This window comes from Micromonospora sp. U56 (assembly GCF_018070095.1).
GTDB classification, from domain to species: Bacteria; Actinomycetota; Actinomycetes; order Mycobacteriales; family Micromonosporaceae; genus Micromonospora; species Micromonospora purpureochromogenes.
Genome location: NZ_JAGPYL010000027.1, coordinates 44994 through 61080, shown reverse-complemented (window position 1 = coordinate 61080; position 16087 = coordinate 44994). Strand labels below are relative to the sequence as shown.

The window sequence follows — 16087 nt, the reverse complement described above, 5'->3', positions numbered from 1 at the left end:
GGAGGGGGTCAGGCTTCGGGGGTGAGGCGGGCGCGGAGGGCGTCGGCGGCGGCGCGCTCGCTGCGCTGCTCGGTCGCGTACGCCAGCCGGACCGCTTCCTCGGCGCAGGCCAGCGCCTCGACGGGCCGGCCGCAGGCGGCCAGCGCCTCGGCCAGCACCCTCGCCCCGATCACCTGGCTGCGCACGTCCTCGGCGGGGGCGGCCACGGCCCGGCGGGCCCAGTCCAGCGCCTGCTCCCGCTGACCGTGGGCGAGCAGGGCCGAGGCGTACCGGGCCATCGTCTGGCGGCGGGAGAAGAGCAGCGTCGGGGCGTTCGCGGCGGTGGTGGCCACCGGGGCGAGCAGCCCGACCGCGGTGGCCGAGTCGCCGGCGGCGAGCCGGGCGGTCGCCAGCAGCACCCGGGGCGCCACCTGGGCCGGCGCCTGCGGGTTGTGCGGTTCGACGGCCGTCAGCACCGCCCGGGCGTCCCGCTCGGCGGTCTCGCAGTCGCCCATGTCCAGCGCGACGAAGCCGCGCAGCGTGCCGGCCATCCCGGTGAGCAGCGGGTGCGAGGTGCGCTCGCCGTACGCGAGGGCGTCGGTGAGCAGGTCGGCGGCGTGCTCCGGCTCGCCCAGGCCACGCGCCACCACACCCCGCACCACCAGGGCGAAACCGCGCCCCCAGTCGTCGGAGACCTCGGCGAAGTCCCGGTACGCCCGGCGGGCCGACCGGTCCGCCTCGGCGATCTCGCCCAACTCGGCTCCGGCGAACGCCTCGACCGCGCGCAGCGTGCCGACCGCCCACGCCTCGCCGACCCGCTCGCCGAAGGGCAGGAAGACGTTCGCCAGCCGGCACGCCTCGTTGAGCCGGCCGGCGAGCAGCCGGGCGAACGCGGTGGTGCCGCGCAGCCAGGCCCGCCCGTACGGGTCCTTCAGCTCGGCGAAGAGCCGGGCGGCCCGGCCGAGCACCGCGTCGGTGCCGGCGAAGTCGCCCCGGGTGGTGGTCACCCAGGCCAAGTTCTGCAACGACCAGGCCTGCCCCCGCCGGTCCTGCGCGGCGAGGCTGACCTGGTACGACGCGGCGAGGCGGCTGCTGGCCTGGCCGAGCCGGCCGGCGACGAAGTCGGCCATCCCGAGCCGGCGCATCGCCGAGGCGCGCAGCGTCGGCAGCTCGCCGGCGGTGGCCACCTGCAACGCCTCCTGCCAGCAGGTTGCCGCCCGGGCCTGGTCGCCGAGGGTCTGGTGGGCCTGCCCGGCGAGCAGAAGCGCGCTCGTCCGGGTGGCCGCGTCGTCGCCGGCGTTGGCCGCGATCTTCTCGGCGAAGGCGAGCGCGTCGGCGGGGCGGCCCACCTGGAGCAGGGCCCGGGCGTGCACCACCCGGTCGGCGGCGGGCACCCCGTCCCGGGCCAGCTCGGCGGCGCGTTCGGCGTACTCGACGGCCAGGGCCGGCTCGCCGGCGTGCATCGACCGGCGGACGGCCCGGCCCAGCGCGGCCACGCCCAGCGGGGTGACCGTACGGGCCGGCGCGTCCGGCCGGAGCTTGACCGCGTCGGCGAGCACGGCGGCCCGCTCGACGTGCTCGGCGACGAAGTCGTCCCGGCCCGGGTCGGTGAAGCCGCCCGGCGGGGTGACCGGGCTGTCCGGCACCGGGGCCGCCCACCGGGCCAGCGCGGCGTGCCGCTCGGCCAGCTCGGCCTTGCTCACCCCGGCGTACGCGGCCTCCCGCATCAGCGGGGTGGCGAAGGCGTACCCGGTGCGGGTGCGGTGCAGCATCCGGCGTTGCAGCAGCTCCTCGACGGCCCGCTCCAGCTCGACCGCGGCCACCGCGCCAGGCCGGCCGTCCTGCCCGACGCGCAGTTCGCGGAGCGCCTCCAGGGTGCCGGTCGGCACGGTGTCGCCGACCACCGCGGCGTCCCGCAGCACCGAGCGGGCGTCCGCGGGCAGCGCGTCGATGCGGGCGGCGAGCACGGCGGCCAGGTCGCGGGAGAGCAGTCGGCTGCCCAGCGAGCCGGGCGCCAGCCGCCAGCCGCCGGAGTTGCCGGCGCCCCGCTCGGCGACCGCGGTGAGTGCGCCCCGCTCCATCAGCAGGGTGACCAGCTCGGCCAGGTAGAACGGGTTGCCCTGGGCGGTGGCGAGGAGCCGGTCCGCGTCGGCCTGCGGCAGCCGGCCACCGTTGAGGTAGGTGGTGAGCAGCCGGGCGGCGTCGGCGCCGCGCAGCGGGGGCAGCGCGTGCACCTCCGCGTCGGCGACCCGGGTCAGCGCCCCCGCCGTGCGCACCAGCTCCGGCCGGCCGAGCAGCAGCACCAGCGCCGGGCCGGTGAGCCGGGACAGCGTCATCCCGAGCGCGCTGATCGTCTCGGCGGTGGCGTCGTGCAGGTCGTCCACGACGATCACCAGCGGCGCCTCGGTGGCCAGGGCGCTGAGCAGGCCGGCGACCGCGTTCGGCACCGCCTCGGCGTCGGCGGGCGCGCCGCCGGCGGTCCACTCCCCGTTGTCGGTGGCGCTGCCGTGCCCGCCGGGCAGCTCGGCGTACCCGAGCAGGGCCAGCAGCTGGTCGGTGGCGAGCGGGGTGCCGCCCTGCCGGCCGAGCCGGTGGCCGAGCCGGCGCAGCCGCTCCTCCACGGCCGGGCGGGTGAGCGCGGTGGACGTGTCGTTGGGCAGGCCGACCGCGGCCCGGACCAGGTCGGCCAGCGGGGCGAGCCGGCGCCGCTCGCCGAAGGCGGCGCAGCGGACGGAGAGCACCCGGGCGCCGGTGTGCGCGGCGTACCGGCCGGCGCCGACGTCGTAGCCGGCGGCGAGGCGTTCCACCTCGGCGGCGAAGCGGGACTTGCCGATTCCCGCCTCGGCGGTCATCAGCAGCACCCGGGGCTCGCCCCGGTCGATCACCTCGGCGAGCCGGCCGGCGACCCGGCCGATCTCGGTCTCCCGGCCCACGAACGGCGCCTCGTCGCCGAGGCCCGAGCGGGTGCCCGGGGCGTCCAGGAGCCCCAGCAGCTCGTACGCCTCGACCGGCTCGCGCTTGCCCTTGAGCCGCAGCGGGCGCAGCGCCCGCCAGGAGGCGACGTGCCGGGTGGCGGCGGAGGTACGCGCGCCGCCGTAGACCGCGCCGACGGCGGCGGCGTCGGCGAGCCGGGCGGCGGTGTTCACCGTGTCGCCGATGACGGTGTACTCGATCGCCGCCTGGATGCCGGCGATCACGTCGCCGGTGTTCAGGCCAACCCGCAGGCCGAGCGGCGCGCCGCCGCCCCGCTCGTCGTCGAGCACCCGGCGGACCGCCCGCTGCATGGACAGCGCGGCGCGGACCGCCCGTTCGGCGTCGTCCTCGTGCGCGACCGGCGCGCCGAAGACCGCCATGATGCCGTCGCCGGTGAGCTTGTCGACGTGGCCGCCGAAGGTCTTGACCGCTCCGGCGAGCGCGGCGAGCACCCGGTCGGTGACCGCGCCGACCCGTTCCGGGTCCAGGTCCTCCGACCAGGAGGTGAAGTCGGACAGGTCGCCGAAGAGCACGGTGACGACCCGCCGCTCGGCGGCGGGCAGGGTAGCGGCGGCCGGCAGCGCGGCGCCGCAGTTGTGGCAGAAGCGGGCGCCGGGCACGGCGACGGTGCCGCACACGGGGCAGGTCACGGTTGCTCCAACTCCGTGACCCCGGTGCCGGATTCCCGGGGGGCGACCCCGAGGTACTCCAGTTGGGCCCGGACCGACCATTCGGCGGCCCACCAGAGCGACCGGTCGACGTCGGCGTAGACCCGGGCGACCACCTCGGGCGCGGTGGTCGCGCCGGCCTCGACCGCCGCGCGGACCTGGTCGAGCCGGGCCCGCCGGTGGGCCAGGTAGAACTCCGCCGCCGCGCCGCAGTCGGCCAGTGCCGGGCCGTGCCCGGGCAGCGCCGGGATCCCCCGGTACGCGGAGAGCAGTTCGAGGCTGGCGAGGTAGTCGCCGAGGTGCCCGTCGGGGTGGGCGACCACGGTGGTGCCCCGGCCGAGGATGGTGTCGCCGGTGAGCACGACCCGCTCGTCGCCGTGCTCGGCGAGGAAGCAGACCGAGTCGGCGGTGTGCCCTGGGGTCGGCACCAGGCGGACGGTGAAGCCGGCTGCCTCCACCGGGGCGTCCGGGGTCAGCGGCGCGGCGCCGATGGTGTGCGCCGGGTCGGCGGCCCGCACGGCGGCCCCGTCGAGCAGGTCGGCGAGGCGGGCGGCGCCCTCGGTGTGGTCGGGGTGCCCATGGGTGATCAGCACCGAGCCGACCGGGCCGTGCGCGGCGATCCGGCCCAGGTGGCCCTCGTCCGCCGGTCCGGGGTCGACCACCACGGCGGGCGCGCCCGGGGCGGCACGCAGCACCCAGGTGTTCGTCCCGTCCAGCGTCATCGGCCCGGGGTTGGGCGCCCGCAACAGGGTCACCCAGCCGGGCAGCCCGTCCGCGAGCGCGGCCACCGGCCCCGTCACATGCCCGCCCATGGCTGCGATCGTACGACCCCGCCCGCCACTCCCCGCGATCTTGCAGCTTCGGCCGGTGGTTTGTGGCCGTTCGCCGCTTTCAGCGGCCACGGATCCGCAGGATCGCGGGGAGGGGACGGTGCGGTCAGGCGACCTCGACGATGACCTCGACCTCGACCGGGGCGTCGAGCGGCAGCTCGGCGACGCCGACGGCGGAGCGGGCGTGCCGGCCGGCCTCGCCGAAGACCGCGCCGAAGAGGTCCGAGGCGCCGTTGATCACGCCGGGCTGGCCGGTGAACCCGGACGCGCTCGCGACGAAGCCGGTCAGCTTCACGATCTTGACGACGTTCTCCAGGCCGACCAGGGCGTCGACCGCCGCGAGGGCGTTCAGCGCGCACCGCTCGGCGAGGTCCTTGGCCTGCTCGGCGGAGACGCCGGCGCCGACCTTGCCGGTGGCGAGCAGCTTGCCCTCGGCGATCGGCAGCTGGCCGGAGACGTAGACGTGCTGGCCGGACTGCACCGCCGGCACGTAACTGGCCACCGGCGGCACGACCTCGGGCAGGGCCAGCCCGAGTTCCGCCAGCTTGGCGTGAGGCCCGTTGCTCATGCCCGTCAGCCCTTCGGACGCTTCAGGTAGGCGACCAGCTGGTCCGGGTTCGGGCCGGGGACCACGGCGACCAACTCCCAGCCGTCCTCGCCCCAGTTGTCGAGGATCTGCTTGGTCGCGTGGACCAGCAGCGGGACCGTGGCGTATTCCCACTTCTGCATCGGTGGAAGGCTCCCTTGCCTGGCGTGGACTGGTTTCCAGGCACAGCCTACGGTTTGGGCGTCGGCCGGGGCGCGGGACGCTGCTCGGGGGCGGTCGGCACCTCGCCGCACGGGCCCTCGTGGTCGTACGGCTGGGGGCAGCGGGACCTGTCGGGCAGCAGCAGGTCGCAGAAGACGCGGTGCCGGTTGTTCTGGTCGTCGGCGGTCGAGACGGTGGTGTCCCCGGCGTCCAGCTCGGGCAGGAAGCCCAGCGAGACCGCCACCGTGCCGGCCAGCGCGGTGGCCGCCGACAGATCGGCCACCCGGATCGGCAGGTGGATGACGTAGCCGGGCTCGTCCTCGTCCCGCCCGCCCGCGCGGCTCAGGATGCGCAGCACCTCGTTCGGCTCGGCGCACCGGCGGTACGACCGCTCGTTGATCGGGAGACCGTCCGTGTCCCCCCGGTCGGCGAGCCGGCCGGCCCGGTCGCCGGGCGGGAACTGGGCTCGAGCGATGTTGTCCGCGTCGCGCATGTACTGCCTCCGGGCCTCAAACCATGAACTGACCGCCGTCCGGACCGGGCCCACCGCCCGACCCGCTCCCCCGCCGGCACGAACGTAGGACCGCAGCCCGGACGGCCACAACGGGACGCGCATGGCCGATCACCTGGAGTCACATATGCGACACATGCCTCGTCCGGAACGTGACGACGCGGGCCGACGGCTCGTGAACGGTGCGCCACGGAGGGGCCCATCGACCGCTACCCTTCTGCCTCGGACGGGCGAGCCACGTCGCCCGCCGCGCCCGCACCCTCTTCCACGCCCAGCGGCGGCGAGGACGCCCATCCCCGGGGGACCAGATGACGCAACCGCCGAACGACGGAGCGACCGGATCGCCGGCCACCCCCGCGCCGGGCGACACCACCCCCGACGAGCCCGGGCCGGGCGCCATCCCGCCACCCCCGCCCGCCTACCCCGCGGACCAGGCGCCGGTGGCCCGGCGCCGGCGCGGCCTGCTCATCGCCTCACTCGTGCTGGCCGGCGCTCTGCTGCTCTGCGGCGGGGGCGGGACGGCCGCCTTCCTGGCCCTGCGGAACACCGAGGACGGCGAGGGCGCGAAGGAGCCGGCGGTCGCGGTGGACAACTTCCTCACCGCCGTCTACCGGGACCAGGACGCGAAGAAGGCGGCCGACCACGTCTGCGCGGACGCCCGCGACCAGGAGAAGCTCGACGCCAAGGTGGCCGAGGTGCGCAGGTACGCGGCCGGCTACGCCAACCCGCGCTTCCGCTGGGCCAGCCCGAAGGTGGACAACCAGACCGGGGACCGGGCCACCGTCACCACCAAGGTCACCATGACCACCGCCGACGAGAAGGTCGCCGAGCAGGCGCTGCGCTTCACCGTCGTACGGAAGACGGGTTGGTGGGTCTGCGAGGTGGCCTGACGCCGCCGGGTGGATAGGCTCGACGGGTGCGAGCAGCAGAGCGGCCGGCCGACCCGGCCTCCACCGGATGGCCGGCCCGCCTGCACGTGGTCACCGGCAAGGGCGGCACCGGCAAGACCAGCGTCGCGGCAGCCCTGGCGCTGGCCCTGGCCGAGGGCGGCCGGCGCACGCTGCTGGTCGAGGTCGAGGGGCGGCAGGGCATCGCCCAGCTCTTCGGCACCGACCCGCTGCCGTACGAGGAGCGGCACCTCACCGACGCTCCCGGCGGCGGCGAGGTACGGGCCCTGGCGGTGGACGCCGAGGAGGCCCTGCTGGAGTACCTCGACATGTTCTACAAGCTCGGCGCGGCCGGCCGGGCGCTGCGCAAGCTCGGCGCCATCGACTTCGCCACCACCATCGCGCCGGGACTGCGCGACGTGCTGCTCACCGGCAAGGTGAAGGAGGCGACCACCCGCACCACCGGCCAGCGCCGGGCGTACGACGCGGTGGTGCTGGACGCGCCGCCGACCGGGCGGATCGGCCGCTTCCTCAACGTCACCGCGGAGACCGCCCGGCTGGCCAAGGTCGGCCCGATCAAGACCCAGAGCGAGGGGGTCGCCGCGCTGCTGCGCTCCCCGATGACCGCGGTGCACGTGGTCACGCTGCTGGAGGAGATGCCGGTCCAGGAGACGGTCGACGCGATCGCCGAGCTGACCCAGTTGGGCTTTCCGGTGGGGCGGGTGATCGTCAACGGCGCCCGGCCGCCGGTGCCGGCCGGGCGTGAGGTCACCCAGGCCGAGCTGAAGCGGGGGCTGCTGGCCGCCGGGCTGCCGGCCGACCGGGCCACCGTGGCCGGGCTGGCCGGCGAGGCACGGGACCAGCAGATCCGGCGCGAGCTGGAGGACTCCCTCCGGACGGACCTGGTGGAGCTGGGGCTGCCCCTGACCGAGCTGCCGCTGCTCCCCGACGGGGTGGACCGGGCCGGGCTGGATCGGCTCGCCGAACTCCTCGGCCGGGCCGATTGACTCACACCTGACCTCGGCACGGGCGCACGGACCCCACCGGCCCGATACGCTCGATTGGTGCCTTCCGAAGACGCGGCGCCACGGCTGGACGTCGACCAGATCCTCGCCGATCCCGGCGTGCGGATCATCGTGTGCTGCGGCGCCGGCGGTGTGGGTAAGACGACCACGGCCGCCGCGCTCGCCCTGCGGGCGGCCGAGCGGCACGGCCGGCGGACGGTGGTGCTCACCATCGACCCGGCCCGCCGGCTGGCCCAGTCGCTCGGCCTGACCGAGCTGGACAACACACCCCGCCAGGTCAAGGGGCTCGACGTCGAGGCCAGCGGCGGCGAGCTGCACGCCATGATGCTGGACATGAAGCGCACCTTCGACGACGTGGTGCTCCAGCACACCGATCCGGCGAAGGCGGCGGAGATCTTCGCGAACCCCTTCTACCAGGCCATGAGCTCGACCTTCGCCGGCACCCAGGAGTACATGGCGATGGAGAAGCTGGGTCAGCTGCACGCCCGCGGCGAGTGGGACCTGATCGTGGTGGACACCCCGCCGTCCCGCTCCGCGCTGGACTTCCTGGACGCCCCGGCCCGGCTCTCCCGCTTCCTCGACGGGCGGATGCTGCGGCTGCTGCTGGCGCCGGCGCGCAGCGGGGGGCGGAGCATGTTCAGCCTCGTCACCGCCAGCTTCGGGATGTTCTCGAAGGTGGTGCAGAAGGTGCTCGGCGCGCAGCTGCTCACCGACCTCTCCGGCTTCGTCGCCGCGCTGGACTCGATGTTCGGCGGCTTCCGGCAGCGGGCGGAGCAGACGTACCGCATCCTGCAGGCCCGGGAGACGGCCTTCCTGCTGGTCGCGGCGCCGGAACCGGACGCGGTCCGGGAGGCGGCCTACTTCGCCGGGCGGCTGCGCGAGGAGCGGATGCCGCTGGCCGGCCTGGTGCTCAACCGGGTGCACCGGCCGGCGGTGCCCGACCTCGACGCGGCCGAGAGCGTCGCCGCTGCCGGGCGGCTGGCGGAGCTGGGCGGGCACGACGCGACCGTCGACGTGCTGCGGGCGCACGCCGCGCTGGCCCAGCAGGCGGTACGCGAACAGCAGGTGGCGACCCGGTTCAGCGAGGAGTTCCCGACGGTGCCGGCCGTGTCGGTGACGGCGCAGCCCGCCGACGTGCACGACGTCGACGGGCTGCGGACGATCGGCGCGGCGATCAGCCGGCCGTGACCGGCGTCAGCCGGCGGCGGTGACCAGGACCTTGTCCTTGCCGGTCTTGTCCTTGGCGTTCTTCTTCATCGCGGCCTCGAACATCTTGCGCCAGCTCGTCACCTGCGGGTGCCGGCGCAGCAGCGCCCGACGTTCGCGTTCGGTCATGCCACCCCACACCCCGAACTCGATCCGGTTGTCGAGCGCGTCGGCCAGGCACTCGTACCGAACTGGGCAGCTCCGGCAGATCCTCTTCGCCACGTTCTGTTCGGCGCCCTGTACGAACAACGCGTCCGGGTCCCCGTTCTGACACGCCGCCAGTGACGGCCAGTCAGTGATCATGCCCATGTGTACACGTCCCCCCTTGCAGTACCTACCGACCTCGTGCGACCAGGCGTGAATTTCCCCCCGGTCGTCCGGCCCGTTCCTTCCCCAAGGAGGCACGGACGACGTGTGGCCTGTCGCCGCCACCATCATGCTCTGTAGTCGCCTGATTACGCAACGTTGTCGGCGAAATCCATCATTACGGACACTCCCGGCTTACCGGGCCTTCGCCCGCCGCTTACCCGGCCCGGGTACGTGAAAACGCTGCGGACGCTCCACCGTTCGGTGGAGACTCGCGGCAGGTCACACGCAACCACGTACCGGGGGTCGTGCGTTTAGCACAACGAGGTCGGCGCGCGCAGGAAATGGGGAAAGAACGCCCCAGCGCCCCTCGTTCCCTACTCGCGTACCCTGTCGAGGTGACCTGGATGCGGAAACGTGACCACAATGTCTTCACCAACGCCGCATCGCTGCTTGTCTGTGGCCTGCTGGCCGGCGTGGTGGTCGCGGCGGCGGCCTTCCCCGCGGTGGCGATGTCCGGCTTGGCCGCGAAGGCCGGCGCCGAGACCTTCGGCGCGTTGCCGAAGGAGCTGACCGTGGCCCGCGCGCCGCAGATCAGCTACCTGCTCGCCTCCGACGGCAAGACACCGCTGGCGACCATGTACGACGAGAACCGGCGGGACGTGAAGCTGGCCGACATCGCGCCGGTCATGCAAAAGGCGATCATCGCCGCCGAGGACCACGACTTCTACAAGCACAACGGCGTCGACCTCAACGGTGTCGCCCGTGCCTTCGTCAACAACCAGTCCGGCGCCAACTCCCAGCAGGGCGCCTCGACGCTGACGATGCAGTACGTCCGGCTGGCCATCGCCTACTCGGCGACCCACCCGGCCGACGTCGTCGCGGCGACCGAGGACACCAGCGCCCGCAAGCTGCGCGAGATGCGCTACGCGATCCAGATCGACAAGGAGTTCTCCAAGGACGAGATCCTGGAGCGCTACCTGAACATCGCCTCGTTCGGCAACGGCGCGTACGGCATCTACGCCGCCAGCCAGGTCTACTTCGGCAAGCCGCCGAGCAAGCTGAAGATCGAGGAAGCGGCGATGCTGGCCGGCATGGTCAAGGCGCCGACCACCAACGACCCGACCACCCGTAGCGGCCGCCCGCTCGCCCTCGACCGGCGCAACTACGTGATCGACAACATGGTCAAGATCGGCGCGATCAACCAGCAGGAGGCCGACGCCGCCAAGGCGGCCCCGATGGTGGTGAAGGACAAGCGCACCCCGAACGGCTGCGTCTCCACCAACGAGAAGGGCTGGGGCTTCTTCTGCGACTACTTCTACCGCTGGTGGCTGCAGCAGGAGACGTTCGGCTCGACCACGTACGACCGCGAGCGGCGGCTCAAGAGCGGCGGCTACACCGTCATCACCACCCTCGACGCGCAGGCGCAGCGGGGTGCGGACAAGGCGGTGCGCAAGGCGAAGAAGGAAGGCGCCAAGGAGGCCGCCATGGTCGCCGTGGTGGAGCCGGGCACCGGCCGGGTGCGGGCGCTCGCGGTGAACCGGTCCTTCAAGATCGACGACCCGAAGAACCCGAAGAACAAGATCTCCAGCGACCCGGCGAAGGCCAAGAAGAAGATCCGCGGTAACTACCCGAACACGGTCAACCCGCTGCTCACCGGCGGCCAGGGCATCACCGGCTACCAGGCGGGCTCGACCTTCAAGATCTTCTCCATCGTGGCCGCCCTGGAGAAGGGCATCCCGCTCGGCTACACCATCAACGCCCAGCAGACGTTCAAGTCGGAATACATCATCGACAGCAGCTCGCCGGCCGCCTGCCCGGGCACGCACTTCTACTGCCCGAAGAACGCCGGCGGCAAGGCCGGCGGCGTGCAGAACATGTGGAGCGCCTTCTCCCAGTCGACCAACACCTACTTCGTCCCGCTCCAGCAGCAGGTCGGGGCGGAGAACGTGGTCGACGCGGCGAAGCGCCTCGGCATCCAGTTCCGGGCCGCCAACGACGCCAAGTTCGCCGGCACCAAGGACGCGGCGCACCAGTGGGGCGCCTTCACCCTGGGCGTCTCGCAGACCACCCCGCTGGAGCTGGCCAACGCGTACGCGACCCTCGCCGCGGACGGCAAATACTGCGAGCCGATCCCGGTGCAGGAGATCAAGGACCCGGAGGGCAACAAGCTCGACATCGCCAACCCGCGCTGCGAGAAGCGGGTCAGCACCGAGGTGGCCCGGGCCGCCGTGGACGCCGCCCGCTGCCCGGTCGGCGACAACTCCTCCACCAGCAAGTGCGGCGGCAGCCGTACCGCCCGCCAGGTGAAGACGATCGTCAAGGCGCCGGTGGCCGGCAAGTCCGGCACCACCGACTCGGAGAAGACCGCCGCCCTGGTCGCGATGACCAAGCAGTACGCGGTGGCCGGCATCATGGCCGACCCGGACTGGCCGCAGACCAACGTCAAGATGAAGCACAACCAGCCCGACGGCATCAACCCACCGGTCATCGAGACGCTCCGCGCCGCGATGGAGGGCAAGGAACGGATCAACTTCGAGCCGCCCGGCAAGAAGATCTCCGAGGGCGACCAGCGGTCCATCCCGAGCGTCACCTGCCAGGACCTGGACGCCGCCAAGTCCCGGATCAACGGGGCCGGCTTCGAGGCGGTCGTCTCGGACGTCAAGGTCCCGTCGAGCTGCCCGGCCGGCAAGGCCGCCGGCACCAGCCCGGAAGGCCGGACCATCAAGGGCGGCGTGGTCACCATCCAGGTGAGCAGCGGCGGCGCTCCGCCCGGGACGACCACGGGCCCCGGCGGCACCGCCACCCCGCCGACAACGGGCCGACCCCCTCGGCCCCGCGGCTGACCTCCGCACGAACGACGGGCGGGCACCCCTTTCGAGGGTGCCCGCCCGTTTCGCGTACCCGGGTCAGAGGCCGAGCTGTCGGCGTACCTCGGCGGCCACCCGGCCCCCCTCGGCCTGGCCGGCCACCGCGGCCTGGGCCGCCTTCATGGCCGGGCCCATCTGCGCCTTGCCGGTGAAGCCGCCGGCCGCGAGCGCCCCCGCGACCAGCTCGGCCAGCTCGTCGTCGGAGAGCTGCTTGGGCAGGTAGCGGTCCAGCACCTCGCCCTCGGCGGTCTCCTTGGCGGCCTGGTCGCCCCGGCCGGCCTCGGCGAAGGCGGTGGCGGCCTCGCGCCGCTTCTTCGCCTCCTTGGTCAGCACCGCGAGCACCTCGTCGTCGGTGAGCTCGCGCTTGGCCTTGCCGGCGACCTCGGCGGTGCCGACGGCCGCGAGGGCCAGCCGCAGGGTGGAGGTGGTCAGCTCGTCGCGCGCCTTGAGAGCGGCGCGCATGTCGGCAGTGAGGCGGTCCTTCAGCGTGCTCATGGACGGTCAAACTACCCTGAACGGCATGCGAAAGCGCACACTATTCCGCCTTGCCGCCGGAACCGTCGCCGCGGGCGCGGCCACCCTGGCGTACGCGTCGCTCATCGAGCGCAACATGTTCACCCTGCGGCGGTACGACGTGCCGGTGCTGCCGGCCGACGCGGAGCCGCTGCGCGTGCTGCACCTGTCGGACCTGCACATGATGCCCGACCAGGCACGCAAGCAGCAGTGGGTGGCATCGCTGGCCGCCCTCGACCCGGACCTGGTGGTGGTCACCGGCGACAACATGGCCCACCCCGACGCCGTCGAAGGGGTGCTGCGGGCCCTGCAACCGCTGCTCGATTTTCCGGGCGCGTTCGTCTTCGGGTCGAACGACTACACCGGGCCGGTCTGGAAGAACCCGTTCACCTACTTCCTGCCCAACCGGGAGTACACCGAGGGCGTCGAGCTGCCGCACGAGGAACTGCGGGACGTGTTCACCGGGGCCGGTTGGGCGGACCTGAACAACGCCCGGACGTCGGTGAAGGCCGGCGGCCGCCTGGTGGAGCTGGTCGGCGTGGACGACCCGCACATCGAGCGGGACGACTACGACGCCGTCGCCGGGCCGGTCGCCGCCTCGGCCGACCTCGGCATCGCGCTCGCGCACTCCCCCGAACCGGCGGTGCTGGACCGGATGGCTGCGGACGGCTTCAGCCTGCTGCTTGCCGGGCACACCCACGGCGGCCAGGTCTGCGTGCCCGGCTACGGGGCACTGGTGACCAACTGCGGGCTGCCCCGTTCGATGGCCCGCGGGCTGCACCGCTGGCCCGGCTCGGACTCCTGGCTGCACGTCTCCGCCGGCCTGGGCACCCACCCCACCGCTCCGGTGCGGTTCGCCTGCCCGCCGGAGGCGAGCGTGCTGACGCTCATCCCGCGCTGAGCTCCCCGGCGCCTGCGCCCCCGGGCCGGGTCGAGGGGGTACCGAGTTTGACCATCGGACCGGGTGGGCTACTATTTGTCGGCACGCCTCGGGGTGTGGCGCAGCTTGGTAGCGCGCTTCGTTCGGGACGAAGAGGTCGTCGGTTCGAATCCGGCCACCCCGACCAGAGGCCAAAAGGCCAGGTGAGATCACCTCTCACCTGGCCTTTTGTCATTCCCTCGGTGCTCTCGTCCATCGGCTCAGGCCGCTGGCTAGTCGGCGCTTTCGTCCTCGTCAGCCTCGAAAGTCAGCGGAAAGTCAGCGAATGAGTCCCTGACCTTCTGCGCGCCGGCCTCGAACGCGTGCGTGTACCGGTCCAGCGTGGTCGAGATCTGCTCATGCCCCATGACCCGCGCCACGTCGTTGATCGGTACGCCGTCCGATACCAGCCAGGTCGCGTACGAGTGCCGCAGATCATGGAACCGAAGCCCGCCCTGGGCCATGCCAGGTGCCGGCCGCCGCCGACCTGTTCGCATGGGAACGCGCATGCGGCGCCGACGACACCGCCGCTCAGGACCTGTTGCGGATGCTCGGCGAGGTCCAGGCCGCGCACCGCAGCTTTCGTCGCCGGATGCGTCAGGGTCAGGCCGCTGTTCAGGACAGCTACAACCAGCTTGTCGCCGAGTCGCGGCTGATCCGGCATTTCGAGACCGTGTACGTGCCGGGCCTGCTCCAGACCGCCGACTATGCGCGCCGCATCCTCACCGAGATGGTCGAGCTGCACAACCTCGACATCGCCGACGTGGACGCCGCCGTAGCCACCCGCATGCAGCGCCAGCAGCTCCGGTACGACACCAGCAAGCGGTTCGAGTTCCTGCTCGCCGAACCCGTGCTGCGGTGGCTCCTGGCCTCGCCCGAGGTCATGCGCGGCCAGCTGGACCGGCTGCAAACCGTCGTCGGCGTTCCGAACATCCGGTTCGGCATCCTGCCGTTGGGCGTTCCGCTCGCCACCACCCCGCAGAACTCCTTCCAGATGTACGACGATGTCGCCATCGTGGAGACCTTCGTCGGCGAGACCACCTACCGTGATGACGAAGCGGCCACCTACGCCAAGGCCATCGAGCGACTCTGGACCGAAGCCGTCACCGGTGAAGACGCCCGCCAACTCATCGTCCGCGCCGTGCGGGATCTCCCGATCTAATACGACAGCCCGGGTCCGTTCATCGCACCGCACGGCTCACCGATTGGATGGCCGTATGAGGATTCCGCCGTTCGCGTTCAAACTGCTCTACCGCATCCGTCGGCTGTACTGGCGGATCGCCAAGCCGACCACCTACGGCGTGAAGGCGCTGATCATGCATCCGGTCGACGCTGACCGAGTGCTCCTCGTCCAACACAGCTACGGCGACCGATCCCTGTGGAGCCTGCCGGGAGGCGGATACAAGCCAGCACGGGAGACCCCAGAGCGAGCGGCCAGGCGTGAGTGCATCGAGGAACTGGGCATTGAGTTGGACTCGTTCGCCCTTGTGCTAGAGGAACACCTGACCACCAGCGGGGGCAAAAGGGGGCACCTGAAGATTGTCCGCCTGCACGCGACCTCGGACGAGATTAGCCCAAATGGGGAGATCTCCGAAGCTCGGTGGGCAGGCGTCGATCTTACGGACCTACCTGGCAACCCGGCGGTCTCCAAGTGGGTGTACTCGGCTTTAGAAGCGCATGGACGCCGAGCCGCTGGAAACCGAGACGCGTCTTGAGGACTCAAGAACCGAAGACGTTGCCGAATTGCCCTCTTAAGGATCAAGGCGGCCCGTAGAGCGGGCCGCGCCGGCCCGGCCCCGGCCTGCTGGCGACCTCCGGCCGGCATCGGCCGGGCCGGCCGGCCACGCTGGCGGACGAAGATGTGGCATCCCGACTGGTTGGCTGACTCGCGGCTCCGAGTCGTTGACGAAAATCGGGGAGCGCCGCGCGGGGTGATCTCGGTCTGGTGTCGTGTTGAATGCGGGCCATGTCGCTGAGCATCGGACCCGCCTTCACGATCCCCGGCTATACCACCGTGGCCCCGCCTGACTACGCCATCGAGTGCGACGCAACCGTGTATGCGGCAGACGGTGTGGTGGGATACCCCGCCTTCTGGTTGCACTACCTGTCGGGACCGCTGGGTGCCCACCGGGAGTCGGAGGCCGCCTTCGAGGTGCATGCCGCTGATTACAACGCGATGTGTGCCGTCCTCAACGACCCGGAGCGCTGGCCGGTCGCCTCGGTGCGGCTCGACGGAGAAGTGTGGCTACGGATCGTGTACCGCAACGTCGAGGAGGATGAGGGGCTCGACTTCGTGGAGGAGCGGCCGGGCCTGCCAGCAAAGTTGGTCGCCTCGGTTGAGGGCCACGGGTTCACGTCCGCGATGACCTGGGCGGAGCTGCTCGCCGCGGCGGCGCTGCCGGATGAGCGGCTGACCTGGGCGCAGCGGCTCATCCTGATGCTGCCGATGTTGGGTCCGCAGGAGCTGCCCGAGGGCGCCGCGGAGGTTATGCACAGGGCGCTGGACGGGATCGGTGCAACAAACCGGCCGACCCTGGTAGGGGGCCTGCTCGACGCCATGGACTGGCGTATTCACTAGCTGGAACCTAAAGGACCTCGGGGCTCTGCCCCGAACCCCGGCCCTCCTCAGAGATGCCGGTGCGGATCACCTCG

16 protein-coding genes and 1 tRNA gene are annotated in these 16087 nt (G+C 72.6%); 9 read left to right on the top strand and 8 right to left on the bottom strand.

Features of this window, described 5'->3' with window-relative positions:
- Positions 1-8: 8 nt before the first annotated feature.
- The 5 genes from KBX37_RS12550 to KBX37_RS12530 all read right to left on the bottom strand — a co-directional run bounded on the left by KBX37_RS12550 (position 9) and on the right by KBX37_RS12530 (position 5691).
- The gene (locus KBX37_RS12550) at positions 9-3602 is read right to left on the bottom strand and encodes an adenylate/guanylate cyclase domain-containing protein (RefSeq protein ID WP_210776075.1); all 3594 of its coding nucleotides are present in this window, start codon (positions 3600-3602) and stop codon (positions 9-11) included.
- Positions 3599-4432: an MBL fold metallo-hydrolase gene (locus KBX37_RS12545; protein ID WP_154941323.1), complete on the bottom strand. Its 834-nt coding sequence runs from the start codon at positions 4430-4432 to the stop codon at positions 3599-3601. Before KBX37_RS12545 ends, KBX37_RS12550 begins: the two co-directional genes overlap by 4 nt.
- A gap of 124 nt (positions 4433-4556) precedes the next feature.
- Positions 4557-5018 (bottom strand): RidA family protein, encoded by a 462-nt coding sequence (locus KBX37_RS12540; protein ID WP_154941322.1) that lies wholly within the window; start codon positions 5016-5018, stop codon positions 4557-4559.
- Positions 5019-5023: 5 nt separating this feature from the next.
- On the bottom strand, positions 5024-5179 hold the full coding sequence (locus tag KBX37_RS12535) for a hypothetical protein (protein WP_088959894.1): 156 nt from the start codon (positions 5177-5179) through the stop codon (positions 5024-5026).
- Between the two features lie 47 nt (positions 5180-5226).
- Positions 5227-5691: a hypothetical protein gene (locus KBX37_RS12530; RefSeq protein ID WP_210776074.1), complete on the bottom strand. Its 465-nt coding sequence runs from the start codon at positions 5689-5691 to the stop codon at positions 5227-5229.
- 326 nt (positions 5692-6017) lie between these two features.
- Here KBX37_RS12530 and KBX37_RS12525 point away from each other — a divergent pair, with 326 nt between their 5' ends.
- The 3 genes from KBX37_RS12525 to KBX37_RS12515 are packed head-to-tail and all read left to right on the top strand — an operon-like array spanning position 6018 to position 8809.
- Positions 6018-6599 (top strand): hypothetical protein, encoded by a 582-nt coding sequence (locus KBX37_RS12525; protein WP_210776073.1) that lies wholly within the window; start codon positions 6018-6020, stop codon positions 6597-6599.
- Positions 6600-6625: 26 nt separating this feature from the next.
- The gene (locus KBX37_RS12520) at positions 6626-7603 is read left to right on the top strand and encodes an ArsA-related P-loop ATPase (RefSeq protein ID WP_154941319.1); all 978 of its coding nucleotides are present in this window, start codon (positions 6626-6628) and stop codon (positions 7601-7603) included.
- A 54-nt stretch (positions 7604-7657) separates the two neighbouring features.
- Positions 7658-8809 carry an ArsA-related P-loop ATPase gene (locus tag KBX37_RS12515; RefSeq protein WP_210776072.1) on the top strand — a complete coding sequence of 384 codons (1152 nt, stop codon included), beginning with the start codon at positions 7658-7660 and terminating at the stop codon, positions 8807-8809.
- A 6-nt stretch (positions 8810-8815) separates the two neighbouring features.
- Here KBX37_RS12515 and KBX37_RS12510 read toward each other — a convergent pair whose 3' ends face one another.
- Positions 8816-9136: a WhiB family transcriptional regulator gene (locus KBX37_RS12510; protein ID WP_088959889.1), complete on the bottom strand. Its 321-nt coding sequence runs from the start codon at positions 9134-9136 to the stop codon at positions 8816-8818.
- 404 nt (positions 9137-9540) lie between these two features.
- Here KBX37_RS12510 and KBX37_RS12505 point away from each other — a divergent pair, with 404 nt between their 5' ends.
- On the top strand, positions 9541-11979 hold the full coding sequence (locus tag KBX37_RS12505; protein WP_210776071.1) for a transglycosylase domain-containing protein: 2439 nt from the start codon (positions 9541-9543) through the stop codon (positions 11977-11979).
- 63 nt (positions 11980-12042) lie between these two features.
- Here the strand turns inward: KBX37_RS12505 and KBX37_RS12500 are convergent, their stop codons facing one another.
- Positions 12043-12498, bottom strand: a complete 456-nt coding sequence (locus tag KBX37_RS12500; RefSeq protein ID WP_210776070.1) for a GatB/YqeY domain-containing protein — start codon at positions 12496-12498, stop codon at positions 12043-12045.
- 25 nt (positions 12499-12523) lie between these two features.
- On the opposite strand from KBX37_RS12500, the gene KBX37_RS12495 reads away from it, so the two are divergent.
- Positions 12524-13417: a metallophosphoesterase gene (locus tag KBX37_RS12495; RefSeq protein ID WP_210776069.1), complete on the top strand. Its 894-nt coding sequence runs from the start codon at positions 12524-12526 to the stop codon at positions 13415-13417.
- Positions 13418-13506: 89 nt separating this feature from the next.
- Positions 13507-13583, top strand: a tRNA-Pro gene (locus KBX37_RS12490).
- 85 nt (positions 13584-13668) lie between these two features.
- Here the strand turns inward: KBX37_RS12490 and KBX37_RS12485 are convergent.
- Complete coding sequence (locus KBX37_RS12485; RefSeq protein WP_247657812.1) at positions 13669-13899, bottom strand: tyrosine-type recombinase/integrase; 231 nt, start codon at positions 13897-13899, stop codon at positions 13669-13671.
- A 5-nt stretch (positions 13900-13904) separates the two neighbouring features.
- Between KBX37_RS12485 and KBX37_RS12480 the strand changes: the two genes are divergently transcribed.
- From KBX37_RS12480 to KBX37_RS12470, 3 genes are all read left to right on the top strand, one after another.
- Positions 13905-14597 (top strand): DUF5753 domain-containing protein, encoded by a 693-nt coding sequence (locus KBX37_RS12480; RefSeq protein WP_210776080.1) that lies wholly within the window; start codon positions 13905-13907, stop codon positions 14595-14597.
- 55 nt (positions 14598-14652) lie between these two features.
- The gene (locus KBX37_RS12475; RefSeq protein ID WP_210776067.1) at positions 14653-15150 is read left to right on the top strand and encodes an NUDIX domain-containing protein; all 498 of its coding nucleotides are present in this window, start codon (positions 14653-14655) and stop codon (positions 15148-15150) included.
- Positions 15151-15401: 251 nt separating this feature from the next.
- A complete protein-coding gene (locus KBX37_RS12470; RefSeq protein ID WP_210776066.1) occupies positions 15402-16013 on the top strand; it encodes a hypothetical protein in 612 nt (203 codons plus the stop codon).
- Positions 16014-16087 lie beyond the last annotated feature (74 nt).

What these genes read in the sequence shown, in the direction of transcription:
- KBX37_RS12530 (WP_210776074.1), bottom strand. Translation starts at nt 5,691, where the DNA reads ATGCGCGACGCGGACAACATCGCTCGAGCCCAGTTCCCGCCCGGCGAC.
- KBX37_RS12525 (WP_210776073.1), top strand. Translation starts at nt 6,018, where the DNA reads ATGACGCAACCGCCGAACGACGGAGCGACCGGATCGCCGGCCACCCCC.
- KBX37_RS12470 (WP_210776066.1), top strand. Translation starts at nt 15,402, where the DNA reads ATGTCGCTGAGCATCGGACCCGCCTTCACGATCCCCGGCTATACCACC.
- KBX37_RS12485 (WP_247657812.1), bottom strand. Translation starts at nt 13,899, where the DNA reads ATGGCCCAGGGCGGGCTTCGGTTCCATGATCTGCGGCACTCGTACGCG.
- KBX37_RS12535 (WP_088959894.1), bottom strand. Translation starts at nt 5,179, where the DNA reads ATGCAGAAGTGGGAATACGCCACGGTCCCGCTGCTGGTCCACGCGACC.
- KBX37_RS12540 (WP_154941322.1), bottom strand. Translation starts at nt 5,018, where the DNA reads ATGAGCAACGGGCCTCACGCCAAGCTGGCGGAACTCGGGCTGGCCCTG.
- KBX37_RS12545 (WP_154941323.1), bottom strand. Translation starts at nt 4,432, where the DNA reads ATGGGCGGGCATGTGACGGGGCCGGTGGCCGCGCTCGCGGACGGGCTG.
- KBX37_RS12505 (WP_210776071.1), top strand. Translation starts at nt 9,541, where the DNA reads ATGCGGAAACGTGACCACAATGTCTTCACCAACGCCGCATCGCTGCTT.
- KBX37_RS12500 (WP_210776070.1), bottom strand. Translation starts at nt 12,498, where the DNA reads ATGAGCACGCTGAAGGACCGCCTCACTGCCGACATGCGCGCCGCTCTC.
- KBX37_RS12475 (WP_210776067.1), top strand. Translation starts at nt 14,653, where the DNA reads ATGAGGATTCCGCCGTTCGCGTTCAAACTGCTCTACCGCATCCGTCGG.
- KBX37_RS12510 (WP_088959889.1), bottom strand. Translation starts at nt 9,136, where the DNA reads ATGGGCATGATCACTGACTGGCCGTCACTGGCGGCGTGTCAGAACGGG.
- KBX37_RS12495 (WP_210776069.1), top strand. Translation starts at nt 12,524, where the DNA reads ATGCGAAAGCGCACACTATTCCGCCTTGCCGCCGGAACCGTCGCCGCG.